The organism is Aquimarina sp. BL5 (assembly GCF_003443675.1).
GTDB lineage: Bacteria > Bacteroidota > Bacteroidia > Flavobacteriales > Flavobacteriaceae > Aquimarina.
Window position 1 is genome coordinate 2,168,186 of sequence record NZ_CP031963.1, and the last position, 17,319, is coordinate 2,185,504.

Annotated in this window: 14 protein-coding genes; 5 read left to right on the forward strand and 9 right to left on the reverse strand. The window is 34.2% G+C overall.

Translation table 11 applies throughout. The annotated features are described in order from the left end of the window. Nucleotides 1-3 precede the first annotated feature (3 nt). Nucleotides 4-690, forward strand: coding sequence for an outer membrane beta-barrel protein (locus tag D1818_RS09280; RefSeq protein ID WP_118458249.1), 687 nt, complete (start codon nt 4-6; stop codon nt 688-690). 78 nt (nt 691-768) lie between these two features. Here D1818_RS09280 and nqrF read toward each other — a convergent pair whose 3' ends face one another. The 6 genes from nqrF to D1818_RS09310 are packed head-to-tail and all read right to left on the reverse strand — an operon-like array spanning nt 769 to nt 6,910. After that, nucleotides 769-2,076, reverse strand: a complete 1,308-nt coding sequence (gene nqrF, locus D1818_RS09285; RefSeq protein ID WP_118458251.1) for an NADH:ubiquinone reductase (Na(+)-transporting) subunit F — start codon at nt 2,074-2,076, stop codon at nt 769-771. Between the two features lies 1 nt (nt 2,077). After that, on the reverse strand, nt 2,078-2,791 hold the full coding sequence (nqrE, locus tag D1818_RS09290) for an NADH:ubiquinone reductase (Na(+)-transporting) subunit E (protein ID WP_118458254.1): 714 nt from the start codon (nt 2,789-2,791) through the stop codon (nt 2,078-2,080). A 57-nt stretch (nt 2,792-2,848) separates the two neighbouring features. Next, entirely contained in the window at nt 2,849-3,547 is a 699-nt protein-coding gene (locus D1818_RS09295; RefSeq protein WP_051336378.1) for an NADH:ubiquinone reductase (Na(+)-transporting) subunit D, read from the reverse strand. Nucleotides 3,548-3,550: 3 nt separating this feature from the next. Then, nucleotides 3,551-4,306 (reverse strand): Na(+)-translocating NADH-quinone reductase subunit C, encoded by a 756-nt coding sequence (locus D1818_RS09300; protein WP_118458256.1) that lies wholly within the window; start codon nt 4,304-4,306, stop codon nt 3,551-3,553. Between the two features lie 2 nt (nt 4,307-4,308). After that, complete coding sequence (locus tag D1818_RS09305; protein WP_118458259.1) at nt 4,309-5,553, reverse strand: NADH:ubiquinone reductase (Na(+)-transporting) subunit B; 1,245 nt, start codon at nt 5,551-5,553, stop codon at nt 4,309-4,311. A 4-nt stretch (nt 5,554-5,557) separates the two neighbouring features. Continuing rightward, nucleotides 5,558-6,910, reverse strand: coding sequence for a Na(+)-translocating NADH-quinone reductase subunit A (locus D1818_RS09310; RefSeq protein ID WP_118458261.1), 1,353 nt, complete (start codon nt 6,908-6,910; stop codon nt 5,558-5,560). A gap of 190 nt (nt 6,911-7,100) precedes the next feature. Here D1818_RS09310 and D1818_RS09315 point away from each other — a divergent pair, with 190 nt between their 5' ends. Beyond that, nucleotides 7,101-8,369, forward strand: a complete 1,269-nt coding sequence (locus tag D1818_RS09315; RefSeq protein ID WP_118458263.1) for a DUF5103 domain-containing protein — start codon at nt 7,101-7,103, stop codon at nt 8,367-8,369. Between the two features lie 49 nt (nt 8,370-8,418). Here D1818_RS09315 and D1818_RS09320 read toward each other — a convergent pair whose 3' ends face one another. Continuing rightward, nucleotides 8,419-11,925 carry a starch-binding protein gene (locus D1818_RS09320; protein ID WP_118458265.1) on the reverse strand — a complete coding sequence of 1,169 codons (3,507 nt, stop codon included), beginning with the start codon at nt 11,923-11,925 and terminating at the stop codon, nt 8,419-8,421. A gap of 382 nt (nt 11,926-12,307) precedes the next feature. On the opposite strand from D1818_RS09320, the gene D1818_RS09325 reads away from it, so the two are divergent. Next, nucleotides 12,308-13,366, forward strand: coding sequence for a DUF3667 domain-containing protein (locus tag D1818_RS09325; RefSeq protein WP_118458267.1), 1,059 nt, complete (start codon nt 12,308-12,310; stop codon nt 13,364-13,366). A 1-nt stretch (nt 13,367) separates the two neighbouring features. Then, nucleotides 13,368-13,754: a Co2+/Mg2+ efflux protein ApaG gene (gene apaG / locus D1818_RS09330; protein ID WP_118458269.1), complete on the forward strand. Its 387-nt coding sequence runs from the start codon at nt 13,368-13,370 to the stop codon at nt 13,752-13,754. Here the strand turns inward: apaG and D1818_RS09335 are convergent. Both D1818_RS09335 and D1818_RS09340 read right to left on the reverse strand, forming a co-directional pair. Beyond that, nucleotides 13,729-14,739, reverse strand: coding sequence for a DUF6695 family protein (locus D1818_RS09335; protein ID WP_118458271.1), 1,011 nt, complete (start codon nt 14,737-14,739; stop codon nt 13,729-13,731). The two genes, apaG and D1818_RS09335, sit on opposite strands and share 26 nt — an antisense overlap. 59 nt (nt 14,740-14,798) lie before the next feature. Next, on the reverse strand, nt 14,799-15,515 hold the full coding sequence (locus D1818_RS09340; RefSeq protein WP_118458273.1) for an NRDE family protein: 717 nt from the start codon (nt 15,513-15,515) through the stop codon (nt 14,799-14,801). A 160-nt stretch (nt 15,516-15,675) separates the two neighbouring features. Here D1818_RS09340 and pruA point away from each other — a divergent pair, with 160 nt between their 5' ends. Continuing rightward, nucleotides 15,676-17,304 carry an L-glutamate gamma-semialdehyde dehydrogenase gene (pruA, locus tag D1818_RS09345; protein ID WP_118458275.1) on the forward strand — a complete coding sequence of 543 codons (1,629 nt, stop codon included), beginning with the start codon at nt 15,676-15,678 and terminating at the stop codon, nt 17,302-17,304. The last annotated feature ends 15 nt before the right edge of the window (nt 17,305-17,319 follow it).

Here is a 17,319-nt window from a genome sequence, read left to right on the forward strand (position 1 = left end):
AATATGAAAACAACACTTTTACTTTTTATTACAGCGATTACATTATCAAGCATTTATGCACAAGAAGATTCTTCATTTGGGTTCGAAAAAGGAGACTTTACAATTTCCGGAACAATGAATTATTCTTATCAAAATTCCGAATCTTTCAGAAATAATATAGAAGGAGAATCTTATAAATTTGAAACCAAAGGGCATAATTTTAGTATCATTCCAGAAATAGGGTATTTCATATCCTCACATCTTATGGCCGGTTTAAAATTCGGATATATTAGTTCTAAAACAGAAAACTATGATAATGATCTTTATGATTTCTCTTCAAAGGGAAAAGGATATAGTACGGGCATATTTGGCAGATATTACTTTTCTCCACAAAAAAGAGTCTCTTTGTTTATTGAGCTAAATGCTGGATATCAAATGATCAAAACAGATTCGGATAGAATATTCCAAGTTAATAATCTTACGACTAGTACTGACAAAAATGAGAGTTATAATATGACAGCAGCTCCTGGAATTAATTTATTTGTCAACAAAAACCTTTCTTTAACCTCTAGAATTGGAAGTATAGGATATTCGCATATTAAAGATAGTTTTAATGATTCTGATGGAGATATAGGGACAAATAAAAGAGACCGTTTTAATGCCAACATTTCTTTAAGTAGCTTATATTTTGGAGTACTTTATAGAATCTAAACTCAAGATAACAATTCACAAAAAAAGCCGATATCACATTGTATATCGGCTTTTACTTATCTTAAAGACATTGTATGTCTATCCTCCAAAATCATCAAATCTGATATGCTCATCAGGAATACCAAAATCTTCTCCCATTTTCTGAACAGCTTTGTTCATTAATGGTGGACCACAGAAATATAACTCTATATCTTCTGGGGATTCATGATGATTCAGATAATTATCAATCACACAGTTGTGAATAAATCCAACGAACCCATCTCCTTCTGCATCAATATCACTTTTAACTTTCCAATTATCTTCTTCTAATGGCTCAGAAAGCGCTAAATAGAATTTAAAGTTAGAAAAACTTTTTTCTAGTTGTTCGAAATGATCTAAATAAAACAATTCTCTTTTCGATCTTCCTCCATACCAGTATGTAACCTTACGACCTGTCTCCAAGGTTTTGAATAAATGATATAAGTGAGAACGCATCGGCGCCATACCAGCTCCTCCACCTACATATAACATTTCTGATTCAGATTCATTGATAAAAAATTCTCCGTATGGTCCTGAAATAGTTACTTTATCTCCAGGTTTCTGTGCGAAAATATAAGAAGAAGCAACACCGGGATTTACATCCATCCATCCATTTTTACTTCTATCCCAAGGCGGAGTAGCAATACGCACATTAAGCATAATCTCTCTACCTTCTGCAGGGTAAGAAGCCATAGAATATGCTCGCTCTACAGTTTCGTTATTTTTCATCACTAATGGCCACAAACCAAACTTATCCCATTCTGCCTGAAACTTATCTGGTGTATCATGTTCTTCTGGATGCGCCGTAATATCAATATCAGAGTATTTGATCTCACATTGTGGAATCTCAATCTGGATATATCCTCCAGCCTTATACCCCATATCTTCAGGAATTTCTACTACGAACTCCTTAATAAAAGATGCTACATTATAATTACGAACGACTGTAGCCTCCCATTTCTTGATTCCGAATACTTCTTCCGGAATCTCAATATTCATATCTTGTTTTACTTTTACCTGACAAGCCAATCTCGCACCATGTTGTAACTCCTTACGAGAAAAATGTGGCGTTTCTGTTGGTAAGGCTTCTCCTCCTCCTTCTAATACGTGGCATTCACACTGAATACAGGTTCCACCACCACCACAAGCTGATGGTAAAAATATTTTTTCACTACCTAGCGTAGATAATAAAGTACCTCCTGAAGCTACTTCTATCTCTTTTTCACCATTAATAGTAATCTTTACAGGTCCTGATGGTAATAATTTATCTTTTGCAAATAATAAAATCCCTACCAATACCAAAGTAAGTACCAAAAATGAAATAATGGTGATAGCGATTGTTCCAAGTGTTGACGCTAAAAATATCATATTATTTAAGTGTTGAAACGTTAATGTTTTCTGCTACTTCTTTAGCAGCATTCTCTTCTATCTGAACAGTTTCCTGTTTCTTTGATTCCTCTTCATCTCCTCCTGTAAGCATTCCTCCGAAACTCATAAATCCAATTGCCATAAGTCCAGTTAAAATAAAAGTGATTCCTAATCCCCTTAAAGGAGCAGGAACGTTAGAATACCTAATCTTTTCTCTAATTGCAGCAATAGCAAGGATTGCTAAGAACCAACCAATTCCCGATCCAATTCCATACACCGCTGCATGAGAGATCGCTGGAAATTCTTTTTGTTGCATAAACAATGACCCCCCAAGGATTGCACAGTTTACAGCTATTAATGGCAAGAATATACCTAATGAGTTATATAAAGATGGCGAAAATTTCTCAACAATAATCTCTACTAATTGCACCATAGTCGCAATCGTAGCAATAAAAAGGATAAACGTTAAGAAACTTAAATCATAATCTGCGTACTCAGGACCTAACCATATTAAAGCACCTTCTCTAAGTATATACTTATCTAACAAAAAGTTTAAAGGTACTGTGATTGCTAGAACGAATATAACTGCAGCTCCTAGACCCACAGCAGTAGATACTTTTTTAGATACCGCAAGGTAAGAACACATTCCTAAGAAGAATGCAAATACCATGTTATCTATAAAGATAGCTTTTAAAAATAATTCTAAATATTCCATTTTTTATAATTTTAAATTGCTAATGGTAACTTTATACCATCAACAATTGTGAACTTTCTAGTGATCTTCGATTAGTGCTTTATTTCTACTTCTCTGAATCCAAATAATGATCCCTACAGTTATCAAAGCCATTGGGGCTAATACCATAAAACCATTATTTTCATAACCAAAAGCGTACAATCCAGTTTTCTCTATTGGATCTCCCAATACTTTGGCACCGAACAATGTTCCTGATCCTAATAGCTCTCTAAAAAAAGCTACTATTATCAATAAAACTCCATATCCAGCTGCATTACCAATACCATCTAAAAAAGATTTCCAAGGTCCATTCCCTAAAGCAAAAGCCTCGAAACGTCCCATAATAATACAGTTGGTAATAATCAGACCAATAAAAACCGAAAGTTCCTTACTTAATGTATAAGCAAAAGCTTTTAATACTTGATCAACTACAATTACCAAAGCAGCTACTACTACTAACTGTACAATAATTCTAATTTTTGACGGGATTATATTTCTCATTAACGAGATCACAACATTACCAATACCAAGTACAAAGATTACCGAGATAGCCATTACAATCGATGGCTTCAGTTGGGCAGTAATTGCAAGTGCGGAACAAATACCTAATACCTGAATAGTAATAGGATTATTATCTGCTAGAGGATCCGTTAATAATTTCTTGTTTTTCTTGGAAAACAATGGCTCTTTAGGCTCTTTTACTTTAACTTCAACTTTTTCTTCTGTTACTTCAGCCATTTGTTATTTTTTTAAAGTTTCGAAATAAGGTTGATACATCTTAATTCCTTTCTTCACCATTGCAGTTACACCATCTCCGGTGATTGTAGCTCCCGCCATAGCATCTACTGCATTATCATCTTTTCTTACATTTTTAGGATCTCCATTACCTTTTTTTACGGTAATTCCTTTATAATTGCCAGAAGCATCTAAAATACTCTCTCCTATAAAGTCATCTCTAAAATAAGCTTCTTTGATATTGGCTCCTAAACCAGGAGTCTCTCCTTTATGATCAAAAAAGGCACCTTTCACGGTTTTAAATTGTTTATCTAAAGAAACATATCCCCAAATTGCATCCCAAAGACCATTTCCTCTCATAGGCACAACATAAAACTCCTGACCGTCTTTTTTACCAATAAATAATGGCATTTTTCGCTCATAATTTGGATCCTGCTTTACCTTATCATTCTCCTTCTTTACTTCTATGTTAAAAGCATCAGTTGTTTTATCAGCAGAATTTCCAGTAATTATATATTGCTCATCTCCTACATATTTATCAAACAATTCTTGTGCTTTTTCTGCAGGTACAAATTCGTTAGGATCTTCCGTATCCGAAATCCCCATTGCGAATAATATATTCTGTTGCTTTTCTGTGATTTTATTAGCCGTTATATTTGGTTTAAGTACCGAAGATATACCTGCTAATATCGAACCTACCACAACTACCATTGCAACTGCAAAGATAATTGTATATGAATTTTTATCTGTATTAATCGCCATAACTAAGCAGTTTTTAATTTTAGACGTTTCATTCTTTTCTTAACATTACCCTGAACTACATAATGATCAATTGTAGGGGCAAATACGTTCATTAACAAAATTGCTAAGAACACACCTTCTGGATACGCTGGATTAAATACTCTAATTAGTATAGAAATAAAACCTATCAAAAATCCATAAATCCATTTTCCTTTATTAGTTTGAGATGCTGTCACTGGATCTGTAGCCATAAACACAATACCAAAAGCAATACCTCCTACTATAAGATGTTTCCAAAACTCCAAATTCATTAACGCATAAAACTTACTTGATTCTGCTATCCAACCTGCGTTAGTAACTCCATTAAATATTAGTCCCATTACTAATGTTCCTAATACAGCACTTACCATAATTCTCCAGCTTCCTATTTTTGAGAAAATTAAAAAAGCTCCTCCTAACAATATTAATAATGCCGATGTTTCTCCTACAGAACCAGGTATAAATCCAAAAAATGCATCCATAACAGAATACGTAGCATCTCCAGAACCTAAAATATTTTTACCCTGTGCTAAACCTCCTAAAACAGTCTCTCCAGAAATAGCATCCAATTGTGCACCTCCAGCAATTTCATTAGCTCTTTCTACAGCTCCATGCACCCACACTTTATCTCCCGACATCCAAGTTGGATATGCAAAGAATAAAAATGCTCTAATAGTTAACGCTGGATTTAGAATATTCATTCCAGTACCACCAAATACTTCTTTACCAATCACTACTCCAAAAATAACTGCCACTGATAACATCCATAAAGGCGTATCTACGGGAACAATTAAAGGAACTAACATTCCGGTAACCAAATATCCTTCTTCTACTTCGTGTCCTTTAATAACAGCGAATAAAAACTCTACAGCTAATCCAACTCCATATGAAACTACTACCAATGGTAATACTTTCCAGAGTCCGATCACCAAATTATCTAGTGACCAAAATGCAGCACTAAAAAATCCATTAGCTGCGGCTTCTATCTCACCTAAAGCTAAATGATGTTGATAACCTGCATTGAACATACCAAAAATTAAACATGGCACTAACGACATGATAACCGTATTCATCGTACGCTTTAAATCATCTGCTGCACGAACGTGAGATCCAGAATGTGTAATCTCATTTGGCAGATATAAAAAAGTATGGAGTGCATTAAATGCTGGCGCCATCTTTTTATCCTTATACTTAAGTTTTAAGTTATGTAATTTACTTTTTAAACCCATGACTTTATCCTATTTCTTTTAACATTAAATCTAGTCCTTCTCTAATGATCTGCTGATGAGGTTGCTTAGAAACACATATAAACTCAGTCAGCGCAAAATCTTCAGGAGCTACTTCATACATCCCTAATTGCTCCATAGCATCAAGATCATTAACCGCGCAAGCCTTTAAGATCTGTAATGGATAAATATCTAAAGGAAAAACAGTTTCATAATTACCTGTAACTACAAATGCTCTATGCTCGCCATTTGTATTGGTATTTAAGTCATATTTTTTATTTGGAAATAACCAAGAAAAAGTCAAGGCTCTAGATGGAGAGATCTTATTAAAAATTGGCTTGTTCCAACCAAATAACTCATAATCATCACCTTCAGGAATTACCGTGATCATATCGTGATAAAATCCTAAATTCCCATCAGGTTTTACATTATCTCCAGTTAGCACGTTTCCACTTATGACCCTTATATTATTATCTTTCACTCCAGAATCGTATATAACCGAAGAAACCTCAGCACCTATTCTAGTTTTAAAATATTTTGGGTTTTTTAAAGAAGATCCAGCCAAAGCTATAATTCGTTCAGAATTAAACTTACCTGTTAACAATAACTCTCCTATAATAACAAGATCTTGTGGATTTACAACCCAAACAACTTCTCCCTTATTAATAGGATCTAGTCTAGCGATTTGCACTCCCACATTTCCTGCTGGATGAGGCCCACTTACGTTATGCAAGGTTATATTATCTAATCCAGAAAAAGGAGAATTTCCTTTTTTACCTATAGAAACGTGAACATTTCCTTCTGTTAATTTGCTTAATGCAGTAAGAGCAGTCTGAAGTTCTTTTTCTTTACCTGCTAGTACGTGCTCTAAATCAGCAGCTAAAGGTGCAGTGACATAAGCAGATACAAAAATTGCTTTTGGAGCAACATCTGGATTAGCAATAACATCATAGGGACGTTGTTTGATAAAAGGCCAACAACCAGAAGATAATAAGTGAGACTTAATATCCTCTCCACTCATTGCTTTTACATCCTTTGTTCCAAAGTCTGCAAATTGTTGTTCTTTATCTGCTAAAATTTTGAAGGATAGTATTTTTCGTTTAGCACCGCGAATAATTTCCACAACCTCACCACTTACTGGGGAAGGAAAAAGCATTTTTTCATTAGTTTTAGAATGGAATAGTGGTTCGCCGGCTTTAACTTCTGTACCCTGTTTGGCAATAACTTTAGGTACGATACCATGAAAATCGTCAGGCTTAATTGCGTAAACATTACTTTTGGTAGCTTCTGCAGTAATTTTCTCTGCTTCGCCAACCAGTTTAATGTCTAAACCTTTTCTGATACGAATGTCTTTTGACATATTTGTAGTCTATGTTAATTAACTAAAAAAATCGTGCAAATTTACTAATTAAAACACGTAAGTGAAAGCTGGTTCTGTTATAAGATTTTATTTATAACAATTCTAAATAATGAATTTTTAAGCTCTGAAACAAGATACATCTATTCAGGCATACATTTTGTTTATCTTTACACAGTTAACTATTGAATTAATGTCACAAAAACTTAAACAAACCCTATTAATTTTAGGATTATTTACTGGATTTCAATCATTTATTTCGGCTCAAGAAAGCAAAGAAGAAGTCAACCCCCCTGATCATATCAAAACAATTCAATTATTTGGTACTGAAGAATTTTCTGGAACGCCTATTATGAAACTCGGAACACCACTTAATATTCAATTTGATGATATAAACGGTGATGAAGTAGATTATTATTACAAAATAACGCATTATAATTTTGATTGGACTCCTTCTCCGCTTTATAAAAACGAGTACCTAAATGGTTTTGACGACATCAGAATCGTCAACTATGAAAATTCATTTAACACTTTACAGTTATATAGTCATTATATGTTAAGAATCCCTAATGAAGACACTAGAGGTCTAAAAGTAAGCGGGAATTATATGATTGAAATTTATGATGACGATGATGAAATTGTTTTTTCCAGGAAATTTATCGTTTACGAAAGTTTAGCTAACGTAAAAGTATACACGAAACGATCCAGAAATCTAAAATATATAGACACACGACAAACTGTTCAGTTCGAAATTAGCTCACCTAATGAAATTCTAAAAAACCCAAAGCGCACAGTAAAAACATTAGTCATACAAAATAATGACATAAAAAATGCTATAACCAATTTAGTACCGCAATTCACCATTGCGAATAGTTTAGTATATAAGTATGATTCAGAATCTAGTTTTTGGGGTGGTAATGAATATCTTTTCTTTGACAATAAAGAAATAAGATCACCTACTGCAAATATTAAAGGAATTGATCTTCAAGAGATTTACCATAATTACCTGTACACCGATATCGTTAGAGGCAACAGAATATATACATATTACCCAGACATCAATGGTAATTTTGTCGTAAGAAATTTAAGAGCAGAGAACAGCGACACAGAGGCTGATTACGCTTGGATACACTTTTCACTAGAGTGCTATGAGCCACTAGAAGGTGGAGAAATTCATATTTATGGCAATTTCAATAATTACGTAACAGATGCGTCTACTAGACTAACATACGACAAGGAGAATGCGATTTATACGACAAAAAGATTATTCAAACAGGGTTTTAATAATTACAAGTATATTTTAGTAAAATCTGATGGAACCATAGATCCAGGTTTTATAAGTGGTAATTTTGATGAGACCGAAAACGAATATATGGTAATTCCTTACTATAGAGCTCCAGGAGCCAGATATGACAGAGCTATTGGTAAAGGAATTGGGAATTCTAGAAATATAACCAACTAAAAAAGGCGAAGCCAAAGACCCCACCTTTTTAGAACAGTAATTTAGATTATTATTGGACAACTACTTTTAAATTTTCCTGTTTTATTCCGTTAATAGAAATTACATAAAAATAAATTCCTTTACTATCTACGTCATTTCTGTCTATCATTATCGATTGCACACCAGATTCAATTTTTTGACTGTGAATTACTTTTTTCTGACCTAAAAGATTTACAGCAGTAACCTCTAATACTCCATTATTGTTTGAATGAAACTTTAATACTGACTGCCCACTAATCGGGTTAGGAAATATAAATGCTTTTTTTACTTTAGTAGACGAAGATTCGATATTAGGTAGTGTAGTCCCCAATTCTTCATTAGACGGTATTTGATCACAAGATGAAGGACAAGAATCACTCCAAAATCCTACATACTTTCCGTTATCTATATACCCGACGGTAAACCATCCTGTCCTGTTCCTTTCTAAATCTATAGTTTGCATTCCATTACCATCATTAAAAACAATCCCCACATCATCCAGAGAAACTCCATCAGGAACTACAAAAGACCATTTTTTCCAAGGAGATCCTACTATCGTTGTCATCGTTTGTCCAGGCCAAGCTTCTGTGTTTTCCAATCTAACATTTTGCTTATTATCAAACACATAAATATTAGAGGCTCCATTCCAACTATACGTAGGTGTTTTAAAATAAACATCTATTGCAGTTAAGTTTAGACCATCGCAATCCACAGGACACTCATCACTCCAGATTCCGTTATAATACCATCCTGTAGAGCCTCTTGCCAGATCATCAGTCTGATTACCTTCTACATTAAAAACTATCCGCACATCATCGGCATTAACTCCTGGAGGTAACTGTAACCTATATGCATACCAATTTGTAGAAGGATAATTACTCATTTGCTGTCCCGGCCATTCAATTGTTCCTAGAAGTGTCGAGTTAGAAGTAGCGCTAAAAAAGTAAACATTCATCTGATCACTCCATCCAGATGGCTTGTAAAAATTAATTTCGATTTCTGATATTACATCAGTAGTAATCGAAACGATTTCACTAGGAATCGATTGATTCCCTTTTCGGTCTTTAGCCACTACTTTAAAATCGTAATTAGTATTAGGAGACAATCCTGTAATTACAGTAGTTACAGTACTCACAGATTTCACGAAATCTTCACCTTGATATACCTCATAACTTGTTACTGCTATATTATCTGATGATGGATCCCAACTTAACCTTACAGAAGTCTGATCAATATCTGAAGCCATAAGACTGGAAGGAACCGAAGGAACCGAATCATCTGGAGTTATTTCTATTTCTAATGGCACTTTCCATACACCTCTACCATAGGTAGCGGCTACTAAAAAATTGTCTTTTAAATTAATTTCTAAATCTCTTACTGCCACATTAGGAAGATTAACTGAGTAATCCTCCCAATCTCGATCTCCATCCTTAAAATATACCCCTAAATAAGTTCCTAAATATATCGATTCGGTTCCTTTATGATGTCTAACCACAAATTTCCCTTCTTCAGGAAGATTACCAGAGATATCTACAAAATCATTTCCTTGATTATTTGAACGAAAAACCTTTCCACTTACAGACCCAGAAGTCGAAACATAAATAATTTGATTGTCATCATTATGAACTTCTATAGAAGTGATCAATGTTGGAAAAGAATAGATTTTAGACCAAGTAACTCCTGCGTCCATACTTCTGTATAAACTTAAATCATTAGCGAGATACATGATATTTACATCCGAAGGATCTAACTCGATATGCTCTATATTATTACCTCCAAAATCAAATTCTGTTTGATTTTTAAACGAACTATTTTCAAGTTTATAAAAACTCTTAAATCCTGCATACAAATTACCATTACGATCAGAAACTAGTGGAGTTACCCAATTTCCCCGATCCGGACCTGATGCAGCAAATGTTCTGGTTTTACCTCTATCCTCTGTTCTATATAGATTTCTACCATACTGTATAAAACCAAAATATGTATCCGGATTATTTCCTTTAACCGCACAATCCATTCCATCTGCTCCGTGATATACATTCCATTGTAATCCATCTAAGGCATATCCGCCATTATCCTGCAAACCTCCAACCAAATAATCAACACTACTGTTTTCTGCTACCGAAATTTTATAAAACTGCCCGATTTGAAGCCCTTTAGTTAAATCGCTAAATGATCCTCCATTGTCTTGAGATTCATAAACACCTCCATCGCTCCCGCAAAACAATCTCCCATCATAATAGCGTAAAAAATGAATATCTGCATGAGTATAAGTTACCTGAGTTGGACTACTCCAGTTATTAATCTTAGTAAAATCATCTCCTCCATTAACAGATTTCCAAACATTTAAACATCCAACAAATACTACGTTAGGATCCTGATCAGAAACCGCTAAAGCAAGATCATACCAAGATTGAGTACTTTCAAAAATATTTATTGTCTCCTGAGTTTTGGTAAAGCTAGAACCGCTATCCATAGATTTATATAACCCTTGAAATGATCTCTGAGAATCAGAACTCAACAAATATACATACTCTGGATTAGCAGGAGTTACATCAATAACCAACCTGGAAGAACTAACTGGCAATCCATTACGGACCACAAAAAAACTATTACCACTATTAGTTGATTTATAAAACGTATTGGAAGTTGCTGCATATATAACATTCGTATCTCCAGGCTTTATTTTAATATCTTTGATATTACCTGATAAGGTTTTTATCCAAGTCACTCCAGCATCTTCCGTCTTATAAACTCCTCTACTTGTAGCAACCCATAATTTATTAGAATTATTAGGATCTATATAAATATCATTCCCGATTTCATATCGATCAGCCGCATCAAGTCCTGTTTTATTCCAGGTTATACCACCATCTATAGATTTTAAAACACCAATGCCCAGCGCATCACTAGCATCATCATCTCCTGTAGAAATATAAATAATATTAGAGTTGTTATGATCTATAGCAATTCCAGAAACTCCGATCTGAGGCAAATAATCAGACAATGGCTCCCAATGCTGGCCACTATCTATTGATTTCCAGATTCCGCCAGCAGGCGCACCCACATACATCACATTAGATTGATTCGGATCTAGTATTGCTACATTAACCCTACCTTGACCAGGTGACCATGAATTAGAAGGATAATGATCAAAAGGTCCCATTGGCGACCAAGTATTTGCGATTTTTTGTCCAAAAGCTTTCTTAGATCGTTTCTGCTCCCAAATATTCCAATAGAAATCAGGAGTAGGTAAAGTACCATCAGGCATAACAGCATTCTTATAAAATTCTTGCCATCTCATAAAAGGCTTATGTCCACTTCCCTTAACAGTATCATCCTTTTCTTTCCAATAATTATTAAAGGCATTTACCACCTCATCAAATTTAGGAACACTAGCTTTATTAGATTTTTCTTTCAGTGAGATTTCAGACATCCATGGCGCATCCAAATTGTATTGTCCATTTGAAGGGGTAAAATTCAAAAAAATGAATAAAAGCATAAAAGATACTTTTAAGAAAGGTATTGTTTTTTTCATCTGTTTGGTTTAAAGCATTAATTAAAACGTTGTTGTTACACCGTAACACAACTACGTAAAAATACATACTAAACATCCTAAAAACCATTTACACCACAACCAACAAAAGAACATAAAAAACTTAAAATCAAGTAATTAAAATCATCTATATCGATAAAGGTTAAATTATTTTTTTCGATTAAAAACCAATAAAATTGCCTAAAAACACAACTAACAATCACCTAAAACGTTGTAAAAAAAATTCCTACATTACGTTTCTATCGTTTGAGTTTTCATGTTTTTTATACTTAGTACTAACCTGTAATCCAACGCATTCAAAATTTTTATGTTTTGTCACTAAATACCTTTACTTTAGTCTTATTACGTAAACCATCAACTAAAAATGAAAGAAAAGGGGAGATTTCTTAAAAAGTATAGAGGAAATGAATGTTTAAATTGTAGTGTCCCACTTGATATTATTGATCGCTATTGTCATAATTGTGGCCAGATTAACACTACAAAGAAACTTTCTTTTAAAGACTTTTTTAATGAGTTTTTTGCAAGTATATTCTCATACGACTCTAGATTAAGACACACCATTGTAGGTCTATTATTTCGACCAGGAATGATCTCTAAAGACTATATAGAAGGTAAAAGAGTAAAATATGCTAATCCTTTTAGGTTTTTCTTAAGTGTTTCTATCCTGTTTTTTATCATTAGTGGTTTATTCATAGATTTCGATAGTATTATTCCTCAAGAAAAAGAGCAAAACAATGGGCTATTAGAAATAAACCTAACCAATAATGAACATAAAGAGAACGATATAATTAACGATTCTATAGCAGAACCCGGTGTTGACAAAGAAGATGAATACGTATACTTCACTGAAACGCAATTAGACACTATGAGTATGTTTACCGCAGTAAACAAACGTTGGAAAACCTATAAGTCTCATTACAAAAAAACTGGAGAACCAATGGCTACGATAGCATTAGACAGCCTAAAACACGAACAAAACACGTATACAAAATATTTATATAAAAGAAGTATCAAAACAAAAAACCTTAATGAGAACCCTTTGGAGCTTCTTAAGTTCGTTTTTAACAAGTTACCCTTTATCATATTTTTCTTTTTACCATTCTTTGCCTTAATGATGTGGTTATTATATATAAGAAAACCTTTTAATTACATGGAGCATTTAGTTTTTATTTTTCATACCCAAACCATGTTTTTTATATTAATCGGAATTGCAATCTTGATTGATCAAATCACCAAAAGTGAAGCTGCATCCAGCATTGCAATGCTAGTTTTCCTATTCTATTTATATAAAGCCATGCGTAAATTTTATCAGCAAAGAAGGGCTAAAACTATTGTTAAATTTCTATTAGTGAACGTATTATTTTTTATCTTAGCAGGAATCGGATCTATTATAACAATTATAGGGTCTATGTTTATTTTTTAATATGGTTGAGCAAATAACCAGAGGCATAAAAATTTCGGTGGACACCACCTTTGAGGGTACGTTCTTTAAGAACTATAAGATCCATTTTGCCTTTGGATACCAAATTACCATTGAAAATCAAAGTAAAGACTCAGTACAACTCACTTCCCGTTTTTGGGAAATCAAAGATGCATTAAGCAGCACAGAGATTGTAGAAGGCGAAGGTGTAATTGGTAAAAAACCGGTACTAAAACCAGGAGAATCTCACACTTATAATAGCGGATGCCTCTTAAGCTCTCCATTTGGCGCTATGAAAGGACATTATAACATGGTGAACTTCACATCCACCCGAAAATTCAAAGTAATTATCCCTAGTTTTAAGCTTAGTTCTCCTTTTGCTCTAAATTAAGTTTCTTTACAAGATCAAACCGTATTATTTTACCTTCTTGTTCTATATGACAATATTTGCAGTGTGAATCATACACAAACTTATATTTTTTAGTATAAACAAAGGTCGATTTTGCTTCAAAAAGACCTCTGAAATCTTCATATCCATACTCCGTATATCTCCTAATTTCAAACAAAGACACTGTCGAAGATTCTTTTAAAATAAAATATGCACCACTTCCTATTCCTGATAGAAAATGAGCTTCTTTTAAGAAATCAGGCAATCTAATGTTCTTGTTCTCTTCTAACTTTGGTACTTTTTTATCGAAATAATTAGTAAGGTTTTCTTTAAAAACAGAGTTTGGATACTCTATCAAAACTCCATTTTCCACTTGATATATCATGTTCTCCATAGACCCTTTTTCTACATTACCTAAAGGGCTTGGAGTAAATAATTTATTACGCAATAAAGGTGTTCTTATTTTGGATTTATTAGTACTATGCAGGATTGTATCCGTAACTATTCTTGAACAATTACTTCCCTCTTTTCTAAAAGTAGAATATGGAATACTCCCTTTATTTTGAGTCTCTAAAACATACGCCTTTGCTTTGTCATAGTCTATATAATCACAAACTGATGCAACTAAACGACCACTTCCATGAGTCTTCTCGGGATGTGCCTCTAACCATAAAAGAAATTCTTCAACATTAGCCAATTTACCATCAGCTGCAAAAGTAGCTTCAAAAGGTATCTCCAATTCTACGTCGGTTACTGCACTTCTAACCCTTCCTTTACCGGGGGGAGTTATATACCTTCCAAAATCGTAATATTCTGCAAGACCTGTTCTATTCTCTATGAGAACAAAAGCCGCGTGACCAGCTTTAATAATTCCGTTTTTCCCTAAACCAAAAAACTGCAGTAAACCAGTAGATTTTTTTTCTTCGTCAGAAAAGCGAACAAAAGTATCTGGAAAAGCGAGGGATATTATTTTGCCCGTGTAATTCATCACACGTTTAAAATTTTAATTATACTTATTTTCAAAATGTAACTTAGTATCAGTTTTGATTATGCAGTTATCGCTTCAAAAGTAACTACATTTACTTCTTTATTCTGAAGATCTTCATAGCGCATTGCCAGTTCTTCATCATTTTTAACAATCTGAGTAATACTTCTGGTTTTTAAAAAACCTCTATCAATTTGCAGATCTACATCCTTATCTCCAATTCCGGCATTCTTATGAAAACCCAATAATGTATCAGCACTTAATATGTTTTCCTCCTCAAACACCTCAAACCAACCTTGTCTTGTTTTCTTCATTTCACTAGTATACAAGGTGGAAGAAGACCAAATGTGAGTTTCTTTTCCTAAAATTCTGAAATGTCGTTGTTTTCCATCCCAAACCAACTCAAAAAACTCAAGATCCGATTGCCAATTTGCCGCAACTATTGTAAAAGGTTCAATTCCTTTATAATCATATGTCAGCATAGCTTTTTGCAAATTATCTGCACCTAAAAGGTCTTTTACGACCACTCCTCTACTTTGTCTATAAGACACCGATCTTTCATGAATTTCGAAACCTCCATTAAGAAGGCAAATCATCGTGTTTTTATCACTAAGCCCTATCCAGGTTCCCCCAGCTACAGCATCTTTAGGAAATAGCATTCTGGTTTTATCAACTTGATAAAATTCCGGAACTAAGGTTTTCCTATTTATAGCCTCATCGCGATTAGAGGTTAATATAAAACCATTTTCTTGGGTGGGGATCAACGTTACTGTACACATAGGTTTTGGGTCGGATAAATTTCGCACAACTTACGAAAAAAAATACATACCGCAGATGTTTATAAAAGGTTAAAATCAATATTGCCCTACATAATTTCCTATCTTTGCCGCTTGAAGTATACTAACACATCTTACAAATCAAACTAAAATACACAAGATTATGGGAAAAGGTTTTTTTCAAGTTCCAACAGCGATAAATGAGCCTGTAAAATCATATGCTCCAGGAACTCCGGAAAGAGAAGAAGTTCTGGCTACATACAAATCTATGTATAACTCATCTGTCGATGTTCCTTTATATATTAATGGCGAAGAAATCAGAACTGGAGATACGGGCACAATGTCACCTCCACACGACCATAAACATCAATTAGGGATATATCATAAAGCTGAAAAGCAACATGTTCAAACCGCTATTGATACAGCTATCGAAGCTCGTAAAAAATGGGCGGATTTAGCATGGGAACAACGTGCTGCTATTTTCTTAAGAGCTGCAGAATTAATTGCCGGACCTTACAGAGCTAAAATTAATGCAGCTACGATGTTAGCCCAATCCAAAAATATTTTTCAAGCAGAAATTGATGCTGCTTGCGAGTTTATAGATTTCCTGCGTTTTAACGTAGAATTCATGACTCAGATTTATGAAGATCAACCAGGCTCCACCTCTGGAGCTTGGAATAGACTAGAGTACAGACCATTAGAAGGTTTTGTTTATGCAATCACTCCATTTAATTTTACTGCAATTGCTGGAAATTTACCAGCGAGTGCTGCTTTAATGGGAAACACAGTGGTTTGGAAACCTAGTGATAGCCAAATCTATTCTGCAAAAGTAATTATAGACATTTTTAAAGAAGCTGGTGTACCTGATGGAGTAATTAATGTAGTATACGGAGATCCTGTAATGATTACCGATACAGTATTGGCGAGTCCTGATTTTGCAGGTATTCACTTTACTGGTAGCACTCATGTATTTAAAGATATCTGGGCTAAAATCGGTACTAATATTCATAACTACAAAACCTATCCAAGAATCGTAGGGGAAACAGGAGGAAAAGATTTTATCGTAGCACATCCTAGTGCAAATGCTAAGCAAGTAGCCACAGGGATTTCTCGTGGAGCATTCGAATTCCAAGGGCAAAAATGTAGTGCAGCATCCAGAGCATATATACCTAAAAGTTTATGGACTGATGTAGAAAAATTCTTAAAAGCAGACATCAAATCCTTTAAAATGGGATCGCCGGAAGACATGGGCAATTTTATTACTGCAGTAATCCACGAAGGTTCTTTTGATAAACTTGCCAAATACATTGACCAAGCTAAAGAAGATAAAGGAGCAACTATCATTGCTGGCGGTGGATATGATAAATCCAAAGGATATTTCATCGAACCAACAGTTATTCTTGCGGAAGATCCTAAATACACAACCATGTGTACGGAGCTTTTTGGACCTGTTATTACCATTTATGTATATGAAGATAACAAATGGGAAGAAACACTAGCTTTAGTTGATAGCACTAGTGAATATGCATTAACAGGAGCTATTTTCTCTACTGACAGATATGCAGCTGCTGAAGCCACCAAAGTATTAGAAAATGCGGCTGGTAATTTCTATATTAATGACAAGCCAACTGGTGCAGTCGTAGGACAACAACCATTTGGTGGAGCAAGAGCATCGGGAACTAATGACAAAGCTGGATCATACCTTAACCTTTTACGTTGGGTATCACCTAGAACGATCAAGGAAACTTTTGTTACACCTGCAGATTATAGATATCCTTTCTTAGGAGAGTAGTATAAAACTTAGTGA